Source organism: Methylosarcina fibrata AML-C10 (assembly GCF_000372865.1).
GTDB classification, from domain to species: Bacteria; Pseudomonadota; Gammaproteobacteria; order Methylococcales; family Methylomonadaceae; genus Methylosarcina; species Methylosarcina fibrata.
Map to the genome: position 1 here is coordinate 3,782,086 of NZ_KB889965.1, position 16,720 is coordinate 3,798,805.

Consider the following 16,720-nt stretch of genomic DNA (forward strand, 5'->3'; position numbering starts at 1 on the left):
GATCGATGAAATTCAAATTTTGGGGCGTCAGAGGATCGATACCTTCGCCGGGGCCGAATACAGTCAAATACGGCGGCAATACCACCTGTATAGAAATCAGAACGAACGACGGCGATTTAATCATACTGGACGCCGGCACCGGCATTCACGCGCTGGCGCAAAGTCTGCTTAAGGAAATGCCCATCAATGCGCATATCTTTATCACTCATACCCATTGGGATCATATTCAAGGTCTGCCTTTTTTCATACCCATCTTTATTCCGGGAAATCAGATCAGTATTTATGGCGGGCTGGACCCTGTTACCCATGAGCAGATCAACCGGGCGCTCACCGTGCAATTGCAGTACAGCTTCTTCCCGATCCAGGAAGCGCAGCTCAAGGCCAGGATCCACTATTTGACCATCAGCGCGGGGATTCCGGTCAAGGTTGGGAGTGCAACCATTACTCCGATTATTCTTAATCATCCCGTCCTGAATTTCGGCTATCGGATCGATTGCGACGGGCAGTCGATTTTTTTTACCGGCGACTACGAAATGCCGCTCAATATTTATCAGCCCGACGATGAAGACCATGAGCAATTCCAATGTTATATCGACGAGCAAAAGAAAGAGGTCCTGCTGGCAATGAAAGACGTCGACGCGCTGATCATCGACTCCCCCTTTACGAAAAGCGAATACGCCAACAAACACGGCTGGGGACACGGAACCTACGACTCGGCAATCGAATTGAGCCGGGCCGCCAACGTTAAAAGACTGTTTCTGACCCATCACGAGCCGACTCGGACTGACGCCGAGCTGGATAAAATATATCAGGATTTGCTCGAAGCGAATCCCGACCTGAATTTTCAATTAAGCCTCGCGCGAGAGGGCGTCGATATCCTTCTTTGATTCCATTCCGGCGTTTTTGAACAACCGGTCGAGCGCCTCGTGCACCTCGTCGACGCCGATTTTTTTCAACGATGAAAACAGTTGCAGGGTTACCGGAGAACTGACTCCGGCCAATTCTTGCCGGACCTGTAGCAACGCGTTTTTGGCGGCGCCGTAATTGAGCTTATCGGCTTTGGTCAGCAATATGTGGAGCGGAAGGCCCGTATGCCGACACCATTCAATCATTTGCCAGTCGAATTCGGTCAAAGGATGGCGAATGTCCATGACCAGCACAATGGCGCATAAGGATTTACGCCGGGTCAAGTAACTTTCCATCAGATCGTGCCATTTTTTCTTTACGGCCTCCGGCACCTTGGCATATCCGTAACCCGGCAGATCGACAAAACGCTGCTGCTCGGTGATGGCGAAAAAATTCAGCATCTGGGTGCGTCCGGGCGTTTTGCTGATGCGGGCCAGCCCTTGTTGCCGGGTCAGCGTGTTAATCGCGCTGGACTTTCCGGCATTTGACCGCCCGGCAAAAGCAATTTCCATGCCCTGGTCCGGAGGGGCGCTTTTGAGCAACGGTGAACTGTTAATAAATTTTGCTTGATGATAAACTGGATTCATCGGTATCTCGCTTAGCTTGGCCAATTAGAGTAGAATTTGCTGAAGTTAGCACGTCCGTGTTTGAAGGCTATATATAATTTATTTCGAAGGGGGGAACCTGATGAAAAAAAAAATCCTGGCGCTGGCCGCGGGTCTAGCGTTTGCCGGCACGCATAATATTTTACATGCAGAAGGCAAAATCAACGCAGGAAAAGAAAAAACCGCCTCTTGTGCGGGATGTCATGGGGACACGGGAAACAGTGCCGCGCCCAACTTCCCCAAGCTGGCTCAGCAGCATGCATCCTACATCGTAAAACAACTGCGGGCCTTTAAATCCGGAAGCCGTCAGGACCCGATGATGTCGCCCATGGCAATGGCCCTGAGCGAAGAAGATATGGCGGACATCGGCGCATTTTATGCGGCTCAGAAAATCTCTTCCAATACGATGCCGGAATTGGCGCAAGAGGATGACGAGGACCAGCCGGCTTCAGCCGCGCCGGGCAAGACCTTGACGGTGCCCGAACTGATCGCCAAAGGCAGCGATCTGTACCGCAACGGCGATCTGGCCCGCGAAGTATCCGCTTGTATCGCCTGTCACGGGCCGTTTGGCGAAGGCAACAAACCGGCCGCCTTTCCGGCGCTCAGGTCGCAGCATGCCGACTATTTGATCAAATCGCTTACCGATTTTAAATCGGGCGCTCGCAGCAACAATCCGGAAAATATGATGCACATGATCGCCAAAAAAATGACCGATGAAGAAATCAAGGCGGTTTCCTATCATATTTCCATGATGAAATAAGCTGAAATTTTCGGAGCCTATATTCTAATCGAGCCGATTTTGCCGGAATGTACGGCAGATAATTTTTGGAGATGTGTTTCAATGCTGAAAAAAATAATTCGTACCGGACTGCTGATTCTTTTCTCGTTCTGTTCATTGTGGGTCAAAGCCGCAGAGCCCCGGTATCAAACATTAATGCCGGCCCAACCTACGCACAACCCCGATAAGGTTGAAGTCATAGAGTTTTTCTCGTACGGCTGTCCTCATTGTTATAGTTTCGAACCGCTGCTCGAGGCCTGGGTGAAAAAACTGCCTGCCAATGTTGAGTTCATCCGTCAGCCGGTACTGTTTCAGACTAACTGGGATCAGTATGCGAAAGCCTATTTTGTCGCCGAAGTGTTGGGCGTCGTCGATAAAATTCATGCCGACTTTTTCGATGCGCTGCACGTTAAAAACCAAAAGTTGGCAAGCGAAGAAGAATTGACCAAGTTTTTTGCCGATCATGGAGTAAAGGAAGCCGACTTTCGCGATGCCTACAGTTCCTTTCTTGTCGACACTAAAGTCCGCCAGGCTCCCGTGATGCTGTCGCGTTACGGGGTCAACGGCGTGCCGACCTTGATCGTCAACGGAAAATATAAAATTACCAGTTCTCTTGCCGGATCTCATGAGGGCATGCTCGAAGTCGCCGATCAATTGATAAAGCAGGAATCTTCGGTCAAATAAGCGGTATTCTCGGTTTTATTCCAGGATTCGGATGGTTTGCCGACGCAAGACGGAATTCCGGGAAAAGATGACAGGACTGGACAGCCGTGGCGCCCTGAATGCCGATTAAAAGCCGGATTGCTTGACCTCTTCCTGGCTGATAATGGCAAGAGACGGCGGTGTCGTCTTCGACGTAAAGTCGGGGTGGTTCGGAAAATGATCTCACGTTTTCCGGCGCCCCGTGGGGCGCCGTACCGAAGGCGCGGCAGACTTGGCGACTCATTTCTAACGTTAGTTGTCTTGGTAACGAAGGACTGGGTCCGGCTTGCTGTGATGATTGGTTTTGTCTCAAAAATAGTCTTGCATGTTTTTGGGTTTCCAAATGGCTGCTTGAGCCAAAACAGGAAGCCACCAAGTCATTTTCGGTCATTCGGGAATTGAACCTGAGTCCGACTGCTAATAGGTTAATCGTCGTCAGACCCGGTCGGATGTGTTACAATGCAATTTGGAAGAGTTGGCTGAGCAGTCGCTGTTTTATCGTGAAAGATAAAATAGAGGAAAGTCCGGGCTCCATTGGGCAGGGTGCCAGGTAACACCTGGAAGGCGCGAGCCTATGGAAAGTGCCACAGAAAAGATACCGCCCGGCATCAAGTTCTTGTGACGTCCTGCATGGGAAAAGTTACAAGGTCTATATGCCGGGTAAGGGTGAAAAGGTGCGGTAAGAGCGCACCGCGCGACTGGTAACAGGAGCGGCAGGGCAAACCCCACCCGGAGCAAGATCAAATAGAGGAACAGACGTGTGGCCCGCACGGTTCCTGGGTAGATTGCTTGAGCTGCAGGGTAACCTGTGGCCTAGATGAATGGCTGTTCTAGACAGAACCCGGCTTATAGGCCGACTCTTTCCTTTTTCATTCATGTTCTTTTAACGGTTTCATCAACATCCTCTGCGTTTTAAATTTATTAGCGCCACATCCCGTTCAAGCAGAATTTCTCATTGATCTTAACGTTTCAGATCATTCTTTTTTTGCCCGGATTCAAATTAAAGCAATTTCTAAATAAGCTATATAACGCTCTGATAAGTTATCTTATTTGAGTCGGCTTACGCGGCCTCTTTTGGCTCTTTTATTCCATCGCTCTAAGTCATTGTCAAAAAAGAAAGAATATATGCGAATTCGCTCTTGACTAACCCTCGATTGGAATCTATAGTGATTGCGAGTGGAAAAAAGTGGAGAAAATTGGAGTTTTCTGGAAGCGGGAGTAATTTTTGTTTAGGGGCATCAGTTCGATCAATCTGGATGACAAAGGACGTCTGGCAATTCCCACCAAGTATCGGGAAGAACTGGTGGAATGCTGTGACCGTCAATTGATCGTCACTGTCGCCGTCGACGAGCGTTGTAACGGTGAGCCCGGATGTTTGTGGCTTTATCCTCTTCCTGAGTGGGAGAAAGTCGAAAAAACCATCAAAGCATTGCCTACTTTGAATAAAATGGCGGACAAGCTTCGGCGTTTTGTTATCGGAAACGCTTCGGAATGCGAAATGGACAATCAGGGAAGATTATTGTTGCCCGAAAGACTTAGACGCTACGCCAAGATGGACAAGAAAATCTTTCTGGTCGGGCAGCTCAGTAAATTTGAGATCTGGAACGAAGACGCCTGGACAGCCAAGGAAAACGAATGGCTGAACGGCGATGACGACGAAGGTTTGGAAGCGCTCGGGCCGATTACCTTTTAGTCCGGGGATTTGTTTATTATGAAACATTTGCCCGTCATGTATGCAGAAGCACTGGAGCAGCTCGCCATAAAAAAGGAAGGTATTTATGTCGACTGCACTTTTGGGCGCGGTGGCCACAGTCAGGGAATCTTGAGCCGGTTGAACGATTCCGGCCGATTGCTGGCCATGGACAGAGATCTTGTAGCGATCGATTCGGAAGCAGCGCAAACCTTATTGAAAGACAAACGGTTTAAGTTAAGGCACTGTTGTTTTTCGGAATTGGAAAGCGTGGTGGCCGATGAGGGATGGACGGGGAAAGTCGAGGGGATTTTATTGGATCTGGGGGTTTCCTCGCCTCAGCTTGACGACCCCGAGAGGGGGTTCAGTTTTTTGCGGGATGGACCGCTGGATATGCGAATGGCCCGGCATGTCGGGCTTTCCGCGGAGCAGTGGCTGGCTCAGGTAACGGAAAAGGATCTGGCAAAGGTCTTGTTCGAGTACGGTGAAGAGCGGTTTGCGCGGCGCATAGCCAGAGCTGTTATAGAAAGCAGAGCGAAAACTCCGATCACGACGACACGGCAGTTGGCCGATTTGGTCGAGAATTCGCTCCCTTTCAGGGAGAAACACAAACATCCGGCAACACGCACTTTTCAGGCCATACGCATCGAAATCAACAGGGAGCTGGACGAACTCAAGGAAGCACTGCAGCAATCCGTTCGTGTTTTAAAGCCGGGCGGCCGATTAGTGGTCATCTCTTTTCATTCTCTGGAAGACAGAATGGTCAAGCAGTTTATCAGGTCTGAATCGGGGGCTAAATTTGATCCGGGCAAGCTGCCGGTGAAAGAGGCCGACATAAGTAAAGGCATGCTGAAAAAAATCGGCAAGGCGATCAAGGCCGGTGATCGGGAAATCGGGCAGAATCCCAGGGCACGCAGCGCAGTGATGCGGGTGGCCGAGAGAGTTTAAATGACAAAATATCATTTCATGCTGGCCGGCGTCCTGCTGTCCGGATTGCTGGCGTCGGCGCTGGGGGCGATTTACAGTAAATACTATTCGCGCCTGGTTTTTATCGAGATTCAAAAGCAGGAAAGAATCCTGGATCAATACGAAGTGGACTGGGGGAAATTGCAATTGGAACTGACGACTTTGGCCGAACACGACCGGATTGAACAACTGGCGCGGCAGCACTTAAAACTGACCATGCCGCAACGGGATAAAATAGTTTATTTAAAACCGTAAATGCTGGACTATCAACGAAAAAGCAAAACGAAAGCCGGTGATGGCGATTATTCGTCCAGAAGAAAGTTCGTTGTTTCATTCATGATGGCTTGTATGGCCGTGCTTGTTTTAAAGGCAGTGGATTTGCAGGTTTTGAACAAGGACTTCCTTAAGGAACAGGGAGACAAGAAACATGTAGACGACGTGTCGGTGTCCGCTTACCGAGGAATGATCAAGGACCGAAACGGAGAGCCGCTGGCGATTAGTACACCGGTGCAATCCATCTGGGTGAATCCCAGGGAACATCATCTGGCGGAGATCAGTTTCATCGAGAAGCTGAAAAAACATAAGCAACCGGACGAGCAAATTGCCGAGGAACTGAAAAATTACCGATCGGCGGACCGCAAACACATCAGCCAAATGGAAAAAGTGCTGGAGTTGCCTCAAGGCAAAGTGGCCAAGTTGTTTAACAGCGATCCCACCCGGCAATTTGCGTATGTGGTTCGCCGGATCAGTCCCGGTGACGCTGAGAAGGTGAAGAATTTAAACCTGCCGGGGGTAAATTTCGATCGAGAGTTCAAACGCTTCTATCCGGCGGGTGCCGTTTCGGCGCATATCGTGGGATTCACCGATCTGAACGATATCGGACAGGAAGGCATGGAGAAAGGGTATGAAGCCCTGTTGAAAGGCATTCCGGGAAAAAAACGGGTCATCCGGGACGGCAAGCGTCAGATTATCGATGACGTAGAAAATATAAAAGAACCCGTCTCCGGCGGAACCCTGGAGCTGAGCATCGATCAGCGCATTCAGTATCTGGCTTATCGTGAGTTGCAGTCGGCGGTGGAAGCGCATAAGGCCAAGTCGGGTACTTTAGTGGTATTGGATGCGAAAAACGGCGAAATACTGGCGGCGGTCAACCAGCCCTCCTTCAATCCGAATGTAAGAGAGGATTTAAAGGAAAACTTATACAGAAACCGCGCCTTTACGGAAGTGTTCGAGCCGGGCTCGACGGTAAAACCGTTCGTCGTGGCCGCTGCGCTGGATGGGGGGTATGTCCGTCCCAACGATATTTTTTACACGCATGGAATCTTTGAGATCGGTCGTCATCAGGTTAAGGACGTGCATAACTACGGAGCTCTCGATTTAACGCACGTGTTGAAAAAATCCAGCAATATCGCGGTGAGTCAAATGGCCTTGAAGATGCCGCCGAAATATCTCTGGAATCTTTACCATCAGCTTGGCTTTGGTACGGCGTCCAATGCGGGCTTTCCCAAAGAGGCAAGCGGTATTTTGACGGATTACCGGAAATGGCAGGATTTCGACCGGGCGATTCTGTCGTTCGGCTATGGTCTGAACGCTTCGGCGGTGCAACTGGCAAGAGCGTATACGGCCCTGGCTGACGACGGCATGCTGCATTCGGTCAGTTTGCTGAAGCGGGAGGAAGATCCGGATGCGCATCGGGTTTTTTCCGCGAAGACGGCTCAGAGCGTAAGAACCATGATGGAAAGCGTGATCATGAAAGACGGCACCGCTTATGAAGCCCGCGTGGACGGCTATACCGTTGCCGGAAAAACCGGGACCGTAAAAAAAGCGGGGCGCGGAGGATACAGCAGCAACAAATATTTTGCGGTTTTTGCCGGCTTGGCGCCGGCCAGGGATCCGCGGTTGATCATTACGGTAATGATCGACGAACCTTCGGCCGGGGAATATTACGGTGGGCTGGTATCGGCGCCCGTGTTTTCCAAGGTAATGGCCGGAGCCTTGAGAATCCTGGGCATCGCTCCCGATCAGCAGAGCACCATGCCCCTGTTGTTGACCCGTAATGATTCTTGAAACAGCCTTGCAACTGAGTCAGTTACTGGCAGGGATCGCGGTGGTTGCCGAAGACCGGTTGGTAACCGGCCTGTCGCTGGACAGCCGGACGCTTGTGCCGGGAGATGTGTTCATCGCCTTGGCCGGTTCCAGGCAGCATGGCTTGACGCATCTTGATGAAGCCGTCCGGAAGGGGGCCTGTGCGGTGGTGTTTGACCCCGCCGGAGATACGGCCGGTTTTGCCCTTCAGTTAAAGAGAATACCGCATATTGCAGTAGATCATCTGGAACTGAAACTCGGGGACGTGGCGGCGCGTTTTTACGGGGATCCGTCGCGCCGGCTTGACGTTATCGGCTTGACCGGCACCAACGGCAAAACCTCCTGCAGCCAGTTTCTGGGCCAGTTACTGGACGATTGCGGCATTATCGGAACCTTGGGCTGGGGCGAATGGGGCAAGCTGAACGAAACATTGAACACCACGCCGGACGCCTTGGCCGTGCAACGGATTCTGGCTCAACTGGCGGCCGAGCAAAAAAAATCGGTGGCCATGGAAGTTTCGTCGCACGGCCTGGAACAGGGGCGAGTAAACGGCGTTCGGTTTAAAGGCGCGGTATTGACGAACATCAGCCGGGATCATCTGGATTATCACGGCTCTATGGAAGCTTACGTGCAGGCCAAAATGAAGCTGTTCGATAAACCGGATTTGTCCTTTGCGGTCGTGAACCTGGACGACGATTACAGCAACCGCGTGCTGGCGACTGTTCCTAAGAACGTGGCGTTATGGGGATACAGTCGGCAGGGGAACAAAACGGCACAGGCCGAGTGTCTCGCGCCGGAACGGATCGCCTACCAGGCGGACGGCATTGAATTCGACGTGCGTTGGCAGCATGAATGCCAACGGATACGAATCCCGCTGTTCGGCGAGTTCAATATCGATAACGTGTTGGCGGTTTTAGCCGTCATGCTGGCCTTGGGTCATTCGTTGGAAGAGTCGGCTCGCAGGTTACGCTCGCTGAAGCCGGTCGCGGGCCGGATGGAGCGTTTCGGTGGCGGCCGGGCTCCGGTCGTATTCGTCGATTATGCGCATACGCCCGATGCGGTGGAAAAAGTGTTGTCGAGCGTAAGAAAACATTGTAACTCGGCGGTGTGGGTCGTATTGGGCTGCGGCGGCAATCGGGACCGCGGCAAGCGGCCCGAAATGGGCGCCATCGCCGAACGGTGGGCGGATCAGGTCATCCTGACGGACGACAATCCGCGTTTTGAGGACGGCCAGGCGATCGTCGACGACATCGCATCGGGATGCCGCATGGAAAAGGTGAAAGTGATCCGAGATCGGGAAAAAGCCATACAAACCGCTGTTTTGCAGGCACAACCGGACGACTATGTCGTCATTGCCGGCAAAGGCCATGAGCAGTATCAGGAAATAAACGGCGTAAAGCTGCCATTTAGTGACGCCGGAATCGTAGCAGCGGCATTAAATAAGAGAGCGGATCAAAATGCAATTGTTGTTGAGTGAAATTTCCAGATGGGTGGGCGGCGATCTGATCGGTAACGACGTGACCGTTTCTTCGGTCGGCATCGATACCAGGACGATTCAGCCGGGTGCTCTCTATATTGCCATCAAGGGGAAGACTTTTGACGGTAACGATTTTATCGAACAGGCTGAGCAAGGCGGGGCCGTCGCAGCCATTGTTCGAAAGGGCGTCACGGCAGGAATACCGCACGTAACGGTGGCCGATACTCGTTTCGCTCTGGCCGAACTGGCGGGAGCCTGGCGCCGAACCCTGCCGGCATCGATCGTCGGCGTTACCGGGAGCAACGGCAAGACCACCGTCAAGGAAATGGTTGCCGCGATTCTTTCGGTTAACGGTCAGGTGCTCTACACCCCGGGGAACTTGAACAACGACATCGGCGTGCCTTTAACTTTGCTGCGCCTGAACGAGCAGCATCGGTACGGAGTGATCGAGATGGGCGCCAACCATCACGGCGAAATCGAATATACTAGCCGCTATGCTCGGTCCGACGTGGTGATTCTCACCAATGCCGGCCCCGCTCATATCGAAGGTTTCGGCAGTGTGGAAGGAGTCGCCCGGGCCAAGGGTGAAATCATCCGCACGTTGGGCCGGGACGGCGTGGCCGTCATTAATCGCGACGACCGTTATTACGATTACTGGAAGTCGCTGGCGGGCGACAGGAAAACCCTGTCTTTCGGACTGCACGACCGGGCGGACCTGACGGCGAAAGCGATTAGAACAGGTATTGTCGACAACCGTTTCGCCACGGCGTTTCAACTGGTAAGCGCCGGCGGTTCCGCCGAGTGCGTTCTGCAACTGGCCGGCCGGCACAACGTCGTCAACGCCTTGGCCGCTGCAGCCGCCGCTCGTGCATTGGGCATCGGCCTGGATCAGATTGTATCGGGATTGAAAACATTGCAGCCGGTTACCGGAAGATTGCAGCCTTTGATCGGCCGCAAAGGCAATGTGGTTATCGATGATACCTATAACGCCAATTCGGCCTCTCTGAAAGCGGCCGTGGATGTTTTAATCGGCCTGGACGGCGAGCCCTGGCTCGTTTTAGGCGCTTTCGGCGAATTGGGATCGGACAGCCTGAAAATACATAAAGAAATGGGTGAAATGATTAAGGCCGGCGGCGTTACTCGGCTCTTTGCTGTGGGTGAGGATGCCCGGGCTACCGTCGACAGCTTCGGCAGGGGCGCTGCTTTTTTTGAGACGCAGGAACAGTTGATTGCGTCGCTGGTTCAAGAATTAACAGGGGAGGAAACGATATTGGTTAAAGGGTCGAGAAGCCAGCGCATGGAAAATGTTGTGGCTGCCCTGGTGGATAATTTCAGGGTTTAAGCCATGCTACTTTATTTTGCGGATTATTTGATGACGTTCGACAGCGGTTTCAGAGTGTTTCACTATCTGACCTTCCGCGCCATTCTGGGCGTGCTGACCTCGCTGACGATCAGTTTTATCGTGGGTCCCACGATGATCAGGAAGTTGAGCCGAAAAAAGATAGGTCAGGCCATTCGTGAATTGGGTCCTCAGTCCCATTACGAGAAAAAAGGCACTCCGACGATGGGCGGAACCCTGATACTGGTCGCCATCGCCGTCAGCACCCTGCTGTGGGCCGACTTGAGCAACCGTTACATCTGGGTCATCCTGCTGGTGACTCTGGGTTACGGCGTTATCGGTTTTATTGACGATTACAGGAAAGTCATCAAGAACAACAGCGACGGCTTGTCGGCCAAGGCCAAATATTTATGGCAGTCGATCATCGGTCTCGCGGCGGCGGTGTTTTTATACGAAACCGCGCAGGTTCCGGCGGAAACGCAACTGGTCGTGCCTTTTTTCAAGGACGTCATGCTGAACATGGGCTGGGTCTACGTCGTATTGACCTACTTTGTCATTGTCGGCACCAGTAATGCCGTCAATCTGACCGACGGTCTGGACGGTCTGGCGATCATGCCGACGGTCATGGTGGCAAGCGGCCTGGGCGTTTTCGCCTATTTGTCCGGGCATCTCGAATTCTCGAATTATCTGGCCATTCCCTATTTGCCCAATGCCGGCGAATTGATCGTTTTTTGCGCCTCGCTGGTGGGCGCCGGCCTGGGCTTTTTATGGTTTAACGCTTACCCGGCCATGGTCTTCATGGGCGACGTGGGCGCTCTGGCTTTGGGCGGCGCTTTGGGGGTCCTGGCGGTTCTGGTCAGACAGGAAATCGTTCTGGTGATCATGGGCGGCGTGTTCGTCATGGAGACGGTATCGGTCATTATTCAGGTTGCCTCTTTTAAAATGACCGGCAAACGAGTATTCCGGATGGCGCCCATTCATCATCATTTCGAGTTGAAAGGCTGGCCCGAGCCGCGAGTCATCGTGCGTTTCTGGATCATTACCGTCATCCTGGTGCTCATTGGTTTGGCGACGTTAAAACTGAGATAACCGATGGATAAGGCAGCGATTATTGCGTCATTGAAGCAGAAAGTGGCTCTGGATCCGGAGAAGGCCAAGGTGCTGGTCGTCGGTCTCGGCGTGACCGGACTTTCCGTGGCGCGCTTCCTGTGCGAGCTGGGCTATCGGTTCGCCATCACCGACAGTCGCGACAAGCCGCCCTTTATCGAGGAATTTTTTCGGCAAATGCCGGATACGCCGGTCTTTACCGGCGGTTTCGACGACGGCGCCTTTAAGGTGGCCACTCACCTGATCGTCAGCCCCGGCGTTTCGCTGCACGAAAAAGCGATCATCAAGGCGATAGCGGGCGGAGTGAAAATCGTCAGCGATATCGATTTGTTCTCCTGCTCGGTCCATGCCCCGATTATTGCCATCACGGGATCGAACGGCAAAAGTACGGTCACGACGATGGTCGGAGAAATGGCGAGAATGGCCGGAAAAAAGGTCGGCGTCGGCGGCAATCTGGGGACGCCGGTGCTGGATCTGCTGGATCAGCCGGCAGAAACGTATGTGCTTGAGCTGTCGAGTTTTCAGTTGGAAAGAACTTCGGTATTGAATGCTGCGTCGGCGACCGTTCTCAACGTGACCGCCGACCATCTGGACAGGCATGCCGATCTGGCCGAATACGCAAGAGAAAAACAACGGATATTCGGCGGCGACGGGGTAATGGTGCTCAATGCCGACGACGCCACGGTCATGGCCATGCAGGAGCCGGGCAGAAAGACGTTCACCTTTTCTATCGCCGGCAAGGCTGATTTTTATCTGGAGATCCGGGACGGCGCCGAATGGCTGATGCATAACGGCGAATGCCTGATGTCACGCAAGGATTTGCCTCTGGTAGGCCGCCATAACGCCGCCAATGCGCTGGCGGCGCTGGCGCTGGGAACGGCCGTAGGATTGGATCCGGTAGTCATGTGCAGCGCCTTGAAAAGCTTCAAGGGTCTGGCCCACCGCATGCAGCGGGTTGCCGAGATCGACGGCATCGTCTGGGTCAACGACTCGAAAGCCACCAACATCGGAGCCTGCATCGCCGCGCTCCAGGGCAGCGACGGCAAAGTGATACTGATTGCCGGGGGCGATGCCAAAGGCGCGGACATGAAGGAGCTGACGCCGGTCATTAAAGAGAAGGTCAAGAGCGTGGTGTTGATGGGCAAGGATGCGGAATTGATCCGGCAGGCGTTAAACGGCTGCGTTCCGGTTTATTTTGCCGCCAACATGAGCGACGCGGTAAAAACCGCCGCCAATCTCGCGGACCGGGGCGAAAGCGTGCTGCTTTCGCCGGCCTGCGCCAGTCTCGATCAGTACAAGAATTATCAGGACCGAGGCGAAAAATTTACCGAAGCGGTATTGGAGCTGGTGGCATGAACAAGTGGCTTGAATCGATAACGACCGTCCGGTTTCACGTTGATTACCGGATGCTCGCGGCTTGTCTGGGGCTGCTGTCGATCGGCTACGTCATGGTCGCCTCCTCTTCGTTGCATCTGGGCGTGATGCATGCGAAGAATTTCCTGCACTACCCTGTCCTGCAACTGGTGCATATCGGACTGGGGTTGACTCTGGCAAGCCTTGTCGCCTGTGTGCCGATGCAGCGCTGGGAGAAACTGGGGCCCTGGCTGTTGATTATCGGCTTCGTGCTGCTGACGGCCGTTTTGGTGCCGGGGCTTGGGATTAAAGTGAACAGCAGCATCCGCTGGCTGTCGTTATTCGGTTTTCGGATTCAGGTATCCGAAGTGTTCAAGTTTGCGGCGGTCATTTATATGGCGGGTTACATCACGCGGCATCAGCAAACCTTGAGGGCTTCCGTTTTCGGATTGGTACTGCCGTTGGGTCTGTTCGGCGTCGCTTCTTTATTGTTGTTGCTTGAGCCCGATTTGGGTTCGGCGGTCGTTATTGTGGTGATCGCCATGGGCATGATGTTCCTGGCGGGAGCGCGCTTATTGAGCTTTATCGCCCTGTTTTCCGTGGTGGCCGTGCTGGGTTTTCTGTTGGCTTATCTGGAGCCTTACCGTTGGCGACGGGTGGTCAGTTATTGGAATCCCTGGGCCGATCCGGAAAAAACCGGTTATCAATTGGTTCAGGCGCTGATTTCTTTCGGGCGCGGCGAGTGGTTGGGCGTCGGTCTGGGCAGCGGGGTGCAAAAACTGTTTTATTTGCCGGAAGCTCATACCGATTTTCTATTCTCGGTCATTGCCGAAGAGCTGGGCTTGCTGGGCGTGGTGACCGTCATCGGCTTGTTTGCATTCCTGATCTGGCGCAGCTTTCAATTGGCTCTGGCTGCGGAAAAGGCGGGACAGCGGTTTTCGGCTTACCTGGCTTACGGGTTAAGCGTCTGGCTCGGTTTTCAGTCGTTCGTCAACATGGGCGTCAACATGGGCATTCTGCCGACCAAAGGATTGACGTTGCCGTTGATGAGCTACGGCGGCAGCAGCATGATCGTCATGTGCTGCGCCGTCGGATTGTTGTTTCGAGTCCACCACGAAACCGCGGAAATTAACGCGAGCACGCCGAAAGGAAAGTCGAAATGGACAAACGCATAGTGATCATGGCCGGCGGCACCGGCGGACATGTTTTTCCGGCTCTGGCCGTGGCGCAGTCGCTGGCGGAAAAAGGCTGGCAGGTCAGTTGGCTGGGAACGAAAAAAGGACTGGAAAGTCGGGTGGTTCCCGAGCAGGGCATCGAGATCGATTGGTTGGCCGTCGGCGGCATCCGGGGCAAAGGAGCGGCCGCCAAAATATCCTCGATTTTGGGATTGTTCAAGGCGTGCCTGCAGGCCGGACGGATTTTAAGGAAACGGAAACCTCACGTGGTGTTGGGCATGGGCGGTTTTGTCGCCGGGCCGGGCGGATTGATGGCGCGGCTGCTGGGCATCCCCTTGATCATTCACGAGCAAAACCGGGTTCCGGGCACGACCAACCGGCTGCTGGCGAAGATGGCCACGCGGGTGCTGGAGGCGTTTCCGGGCAGTTTTAACAGAAACATCGAGGCCGTTTGCACGGGTAATCCGTTGAGAAAAAGTTTTTTACAGCAACCGGAAAAAGAAACCGGCGCGTTGCCGCAAGTTCTCAGAATTCTGGTTTTCGGCGGCAGCCAGGGGGCCAAGATCCTGAACGAAATCGTTCCCGAGGCCATGGCGCTGCTGCCGGAAGTCGAGGTTCGGCATCAAACCGGCGCCGCGATGCGCGAGCAGGTGGCGGCCCGGTATCAGGAACTGTCGGTAAATGCCGAAGTAACGGCTTTTATCGAGGATATGGTCGCCGCCTACCGGTGGGCCGATCTGGTCATCTGCAGATCGGGCGCCATGACCGTCAGCGAAGTGGCGGCGATGGGTGTGCCGGCGATCTTTGTTCCGCTGCCGGGCGCGATCGACGATCACCAGGTGGCCAATGCCCGGTTTTTGGCCGACGTAGGAGGCGGCATGATTTTGTTGCAGAAAGATTTGAATGCCGAGTCATTGGCCGAAAAAATAACTCAGGCCAGGACACAGGTGAAAACGATGGCGCAGGCAGCCAGACGATGTGCCCGCCTGGACGCGACCGAGGCAGTGGCAGGCTTTTGTATGACCGAGGCGAAGGCATGACTTTTCCGAATATTCAGATGCCGACCCAGGTATTGGGCAAGATCGAGCGCATCCATTTCGTCGGGATCGGCGGCACGGGCATGAGCGGAATCGCCGAGGTGCTCTCGAATCTGGGTTATCAAGTCTCGGGATCGGACATCAAAGCCAGCGCCGTGACACAACGCCTGGCCGAACTCGGCGTCGCCATCACCATCGGGCATGAGCGAAAGAATATCGAAGGCGTCGATGTGGTTGTCGTGTCCAGCGCGGTAGATCGGAGCAATGAAGAAATCGACGAGGCCTATGTCAGACGTATTCCGGTGATTCCCCGTGCGGAAATGCTGGCCGAACTGATGCGCTTCCGGTTCGGCATCGCCGTGGCCGGCACTCACGGCAAAACAACGACGACCAGTCTCGTGGCCAGCTTGCTGGCCGAGGGCGGGCTGGAACCGAGTTATGTGATCGGCGGGCGTTTAAATAGCGCAGGCAGAAATGCGAAACTGGGACTGGGCCATTATCTGGTCGCCGAAGCCGACGAAAGCGATGCGTCCTTTTTATATTTGCAGCCGATGATATCGATCGTCACCAACATCGATCAGGATCACATGGCGACCTATCAGGGCAGTTACCAGCGGCTTAAGGATACTTTCATCGAGTTTCTGCATCATTTGCCTTTTTACGGCATGGCCGTGCTCTGTCTCGACGACGAAGGCGTCCGGGAAATTCTGCCGCAGTTATCGAAACCGGTAACCACCTATGGCGTGCATGAAGAGGCCGACGTCCGTGCCGTCGATATAAAACAGCAAGGTATGCATACCTCTTATACCGTTCTGCGCAGAGGCGACTATCCGCCTTTGCGGGTGACGTTGAACATGCCCGGCTGGCACAACATGCTGAATTCTCTGGCGGCCATCAGCGTCGCCACGATGTTGGGCGTTGCCGACAGCGCAATCCTTGCCAGTCTGAGTGCTTTCAAAGGCGTAGGCAGGCGATTTCAGATTAACGGCGACCTGATGCTGAAAACGGGCCGGCTGACGCTGGTCGACGACTACGGGCATCACCCGCGGGAAATTGCCGCGACGCTGGAAGCGCTGCGTCAGGCTTGGCCGGACCGCCGGGCCGTGGTCATCTTCCAGCCCCATCGGTACACGCGTACGCGCGATTTGTTCGAGGATTTCGTCCAGGTGCTCTCCACCGTGGACGTGCTGATTTTGATGGATGTTTATTCGGCCGGAGAGAGCCGAATCCCGGGCGCCGACGGCCGGGCGCTGAGCCGGGCGATTCGGGTGCGGGGGCAAGTGGATCCGGTGTTTGTGGAGAATTGGGAAGAACTGCCCCAATTACTGAACGGCATCCTGAAGAACGACGACGTGCTGCTGACGATGGGCGCGGGCAACGTCGGTCAAATTGCCATGCAGTTGCCGCAGCTTCTTACCGAAACATTGAGTTGAGGCGTGCCATGCGATGGAGTTACGAAAGAATGAAAACCGCTCCAGCCTGTTTTACGCCGTGCCTTGC

At 54.0% G+C, this 16,720-nt stretch carries 15 protein-coding genes and 1 other RNA gene; 15 read left to right on the forward strand and 1 reads right to left on the reverse strand.

The window, feature by feature from the left end; translation table 11 throughout:
* Positions 1 to 5 precede the first annotated feature (5 nt).
* Entirely contained in the window at positions 6 to 887 is an 882-nt protein-coding gene (locus tag A3OW_RS0117660; protein ID WP_020564781.1) for an MBL fold metallo-hydrolase, read from the forward strand.
* Here the strand turns inward: A3OW_RS0117660 and yihA are convergent.
* Positions 849 to 1,493 carry a ribosome biogenesis GTP-binding protein YihA/YsxC gene (gene yihA, locus A3OW_RS25405; protein WP_051091833.1) on the reverse strand — a complete coding sequence of 215 codons (645 nt, stop codon included), beginning with the start codon at positions 1,491 to 1,493 and terminating at the stop codon, positions 849 to 851. The genes A3OW_RS0117660 and yihA overlap by 39 nt on opposite strands.
* A gap of 100 nt (positions 1,494 to 1,593) precedes the next feature.
* Between yihA and A3OW_RS0117670 the strand changes: the two genes are divergently transcribed.
* The 14 genes from A3OW_RS0117670 to murC all read left to right on the forward strand — a co-directional run bounded on the left by A3OW_RS0117670 (position 1,594) and on the right by murC (position 16,653).
* Entirely contained in the window at positions 1,594 to 2,271 is a 678-nt protein-coding gene (locus A3OW_RS0117670) for a c-type cytochrome (RefSeq protein ID WP_020564783.1), read from the forward strand.
* Between the two features lie 81 nt (positions 2,272 to 2,352).
* Positions 2,353 to 2,973, forward strand: coding sequence for a thiol:disulfide interchange protein DsbA/DsbL (locus A3OW_RS0117675; RefSeq protein ID WP_020564784.1), 621 nt, complete (start codon positions 2,353 to 2,355; stop codon positions 2,971 to 2,973).
* Positions 2,974 to 3,462: 489 nt separating this feature from the next.
* Positions 3,463 to 3,856: RNase P RNA component class A (gene rnpB / locus A3OW_RS26715), an RNA gene on the forward strand.
* 360 nt (positions 3,857 to 4,216) lie between these two features.
* Positions 4,217 to 4,684, forward strand: coding sequence for a division/cell wall cluster transcriptional repressor MraZ (mraZ, locus tag A3OW_RS0117680; RefSeq protein ID WP_020564785.1), 468 nt, complete (start codon positions 4,217 to 4,219; stop codon positions 4,682 to 4,684).
* An 18-nt stretch (positions 4,685 to 4,702) separates the two neighbouring features.
* Positions 4,703 to 5,629: a 16S rRNA (cytosine(1402)-N(4))-methyltransferase RsmH gene (gene rsmH / locus A3OW_RS0117685; protein ID WP_020564786.1), complete on the forward strand. Its 927-nt coding sequence runs from the start codon at positions 4,703 to 4,705 to the stop codon at positions 5,627 to 5,629.
* Entirely contained in the window at positions 5,630 to 5,902 is a 273-nt protein-coding gene (ftsL, locus tag A3OW_RS0117690) for a cell division protein FtsL (protein ID WP_020564787.1), read from the forward strand.
* A complete protein-coding gene (locus A3OW_RS0117695; RefSeq protein WP_020564788.1) occupies positions 5,903 to 7,714 on the forward strand; it encodes a peptidoglycan D,D-transpeptidase FtsI family protein in 1,812 nt (603 codons plus the stop codon).
* The gene (locus A3OW_RS0117700; RefSeq protein WP_020564789.1) at positions 7,704 to 9,209 is read left to right on the forward strand and encodes a UDP-N-acetylmuramoyl-L-alanyl-D-glutamate--2,6-diaminopimelate ligase; all 1,506 of its coding nucleotides are present in this window, start codon (positions 7,704 to 7,706) and stop codon (positions 9,207 to 9,209) included. Before A3OW_RS0117695 ends, A3OW_RS0117700 begins: the two co-directional genes overlap by 11 nt.
* Positions 9,190 to 10,551, forward strand: a complete 1,362-nt coding sequence (locus A3OW_RS0117705; protein WP_020564790.1) for a UDP-N-acetylmuramoyl-tripeptide--D-alanyl-D-alanine ligase — start codon at positions 9,190 to 9,192, stop codon at positions 10,549 to 10,551. The genes A3OW_RS0117700 and A3OW_RS0117705 overlap by 20 nt, the downstream gene beginning before the upstream one ends.
* A 3-nt stretch (positions 10,552 to 10,554) precedes the next feature.
* Positions 10,555 to 11,637 (forward strand): phospho-N-acetylmuramoyl-pentapeptide-transferase, encoded by a 1,083-nt coding sequence (mraY, locus tag A3OW_RS0117710; RefSeq protein ID WP_020564791.1) that lies wholly within the window; start codon positions 10,555 to 10,557, stop codon positions 11,635 to 11,637.
* 3 nt (positions 11,638 to 11,640) lie between these two features.
* Complete coding sequence (gene murD / locus A3OW_RS0117715) at positions 11,641 to 13,011, forward strand: UDP-N-acetylmuramoyl-L-alanine--D-glutamate ligase (RefSeq protein WP_020564792.1); 1,371 nt, start codon at positions 11,641 to 11,643, stop codon at positions 13,009 to 13,011.
* A complete protein-coding gene (gene ftsW, locus A3OW_RS0117720) occupies positions 13,008 to 14,183 on the forward strand; it encodes a putative lipid II flippase FtsW (RefSeq protein ID WP_020564793.1) in 1,176 nt (391 codons plus the stop codon). The genes murD and ftsW overlap by 4 nt, the downstream gene beginning before the upstream one ends.
* On the forward strand, positions 14,168 to 15,223 hold the full coding sequence (gene murG, locus A3OW_RS0117725) for an undecaprenyldiphospho-muramoylpentapeptide beta-N-acetylglucosaminyltransferase (RefSeq protein ID WP_020564794.1): 1,056 nt from the start codon (positions 14,168 to 14,170) through the stop codon (positions 15,221 to 15,223). Before ftsW ends, murG begins: the two co-directional genes overlap by 16 nt.
* Positions 15,220 to 16,653 (forward strand): UDP-N-acetylmuramate--L-alanine ligase, encoded by a 1,434-nt coding sequence (murC, locus tag A3OW_RS0117730; protein ID WP_020564795.1) that lies wholly within the window; start codon positions 15,220 to 15,222, stop codon positions 16,651 to 16,653. The genes murG and murC overlap by 4 nt, the downstream gene beginning before the upstream one ends.
* The last annotated feature ends 67 nt before the right edge of the window (positions 16,654 to 16,720 follow it).

Bases quoted from the DNA above. Each gene is read 5' to 3' on its own strand.
- A3OW_RS0117660 (WP_020564781.1), top strand. From the start codon at position 6: ATGAAATTCAAATTTTGGGGCGTCAGAGGATCGATACCTTCGCCGGGG.
- yihA (WP_051091833.1), bottom strand. From the start codon at position 1,493: ATGAATCCAGTTTATCATCAAGCAAAATTTATTAACAGTTCACCGTTG.
- A3OW_RS0117670 (WP_020564783.1), top strand. From the start codon at position 1,594: ATGAAAAAAAAAATCCTGGCGCTGGCCGCGGGTCTAGCGTTTGCCGGC.
- A3OW_RS0117675 (WP_020564784.1), top strand. From the start codon at position 2,353: ATGCTGAAAAAAATAATTCGTACCGGACTGCTGATTCTTTTCTCGTTC.
- rsmH (WP_020564786.1), top strand. From the start codon at position 4,703: ATGAAACATTTGCCCGTCATGTATGCAGAAGCACTGGAGCAGCTCGCC.
- ftsL (WP_020564787.1), top strand. From the start codon at position 5,630: ATGACAAAATATCATTTCATGCTGGCCGGCGTCCTGCTGTCCGGATTG.
- A3OW_RS0117695 (WP_020564788.1), top strand. From the start codon at position 5,903: ATGCTGGACTATCAACGAAAAAGCAAAACGAAAGCCGGTGATGGCGAT.
- A3OW_RS0117700 (WP_020564789.1), top strand. From the start codon at position 7,704: ATGATTCTTGAAACAGCCTTGCAACTGAGTCAGTTACTGGCAGGGATC.
- A3OW_RS0117705 (WP_020564790.1), top strand. From the start codon at position 9,190: ATGCAATTGTTGTTGAGTGAAATTTCCAGATGGGTGGGCGGCGATCTG.
- mraY (WP_020564791.1), top strand. From the start codon at position 10,555: ATGCTACTTTATTTTGCGGATTATTTGATGACGTTCGACAGCGGTTTC.
- murD (WP_020564792.1), top strand. From the start codon at position 11,641: ATGGATAAGGCAGCGATTATTGCGTCATTGAAGCAGAAAGTGGCTCTG.
- ftsW (WP_020564793.1), top strand. From the start codon at position 13,008: ATGAACAAGTGGCTTGAATCGATAACGACCGTCCGGTTTCACGTTGAT.
- murG (WP_020564794.1), top strand. From the start codon at position 14,168: ATGGACAAACGCATAGTGATCATGGCCGGCGGCACCGGCGGACATGTT.
- murC (WP_020564795.1), top strand. From the start codon at position 15,220: ATGACTTTTCCGAATATTCAGATGCCGACCCAGGTATTGGGCAAGATC.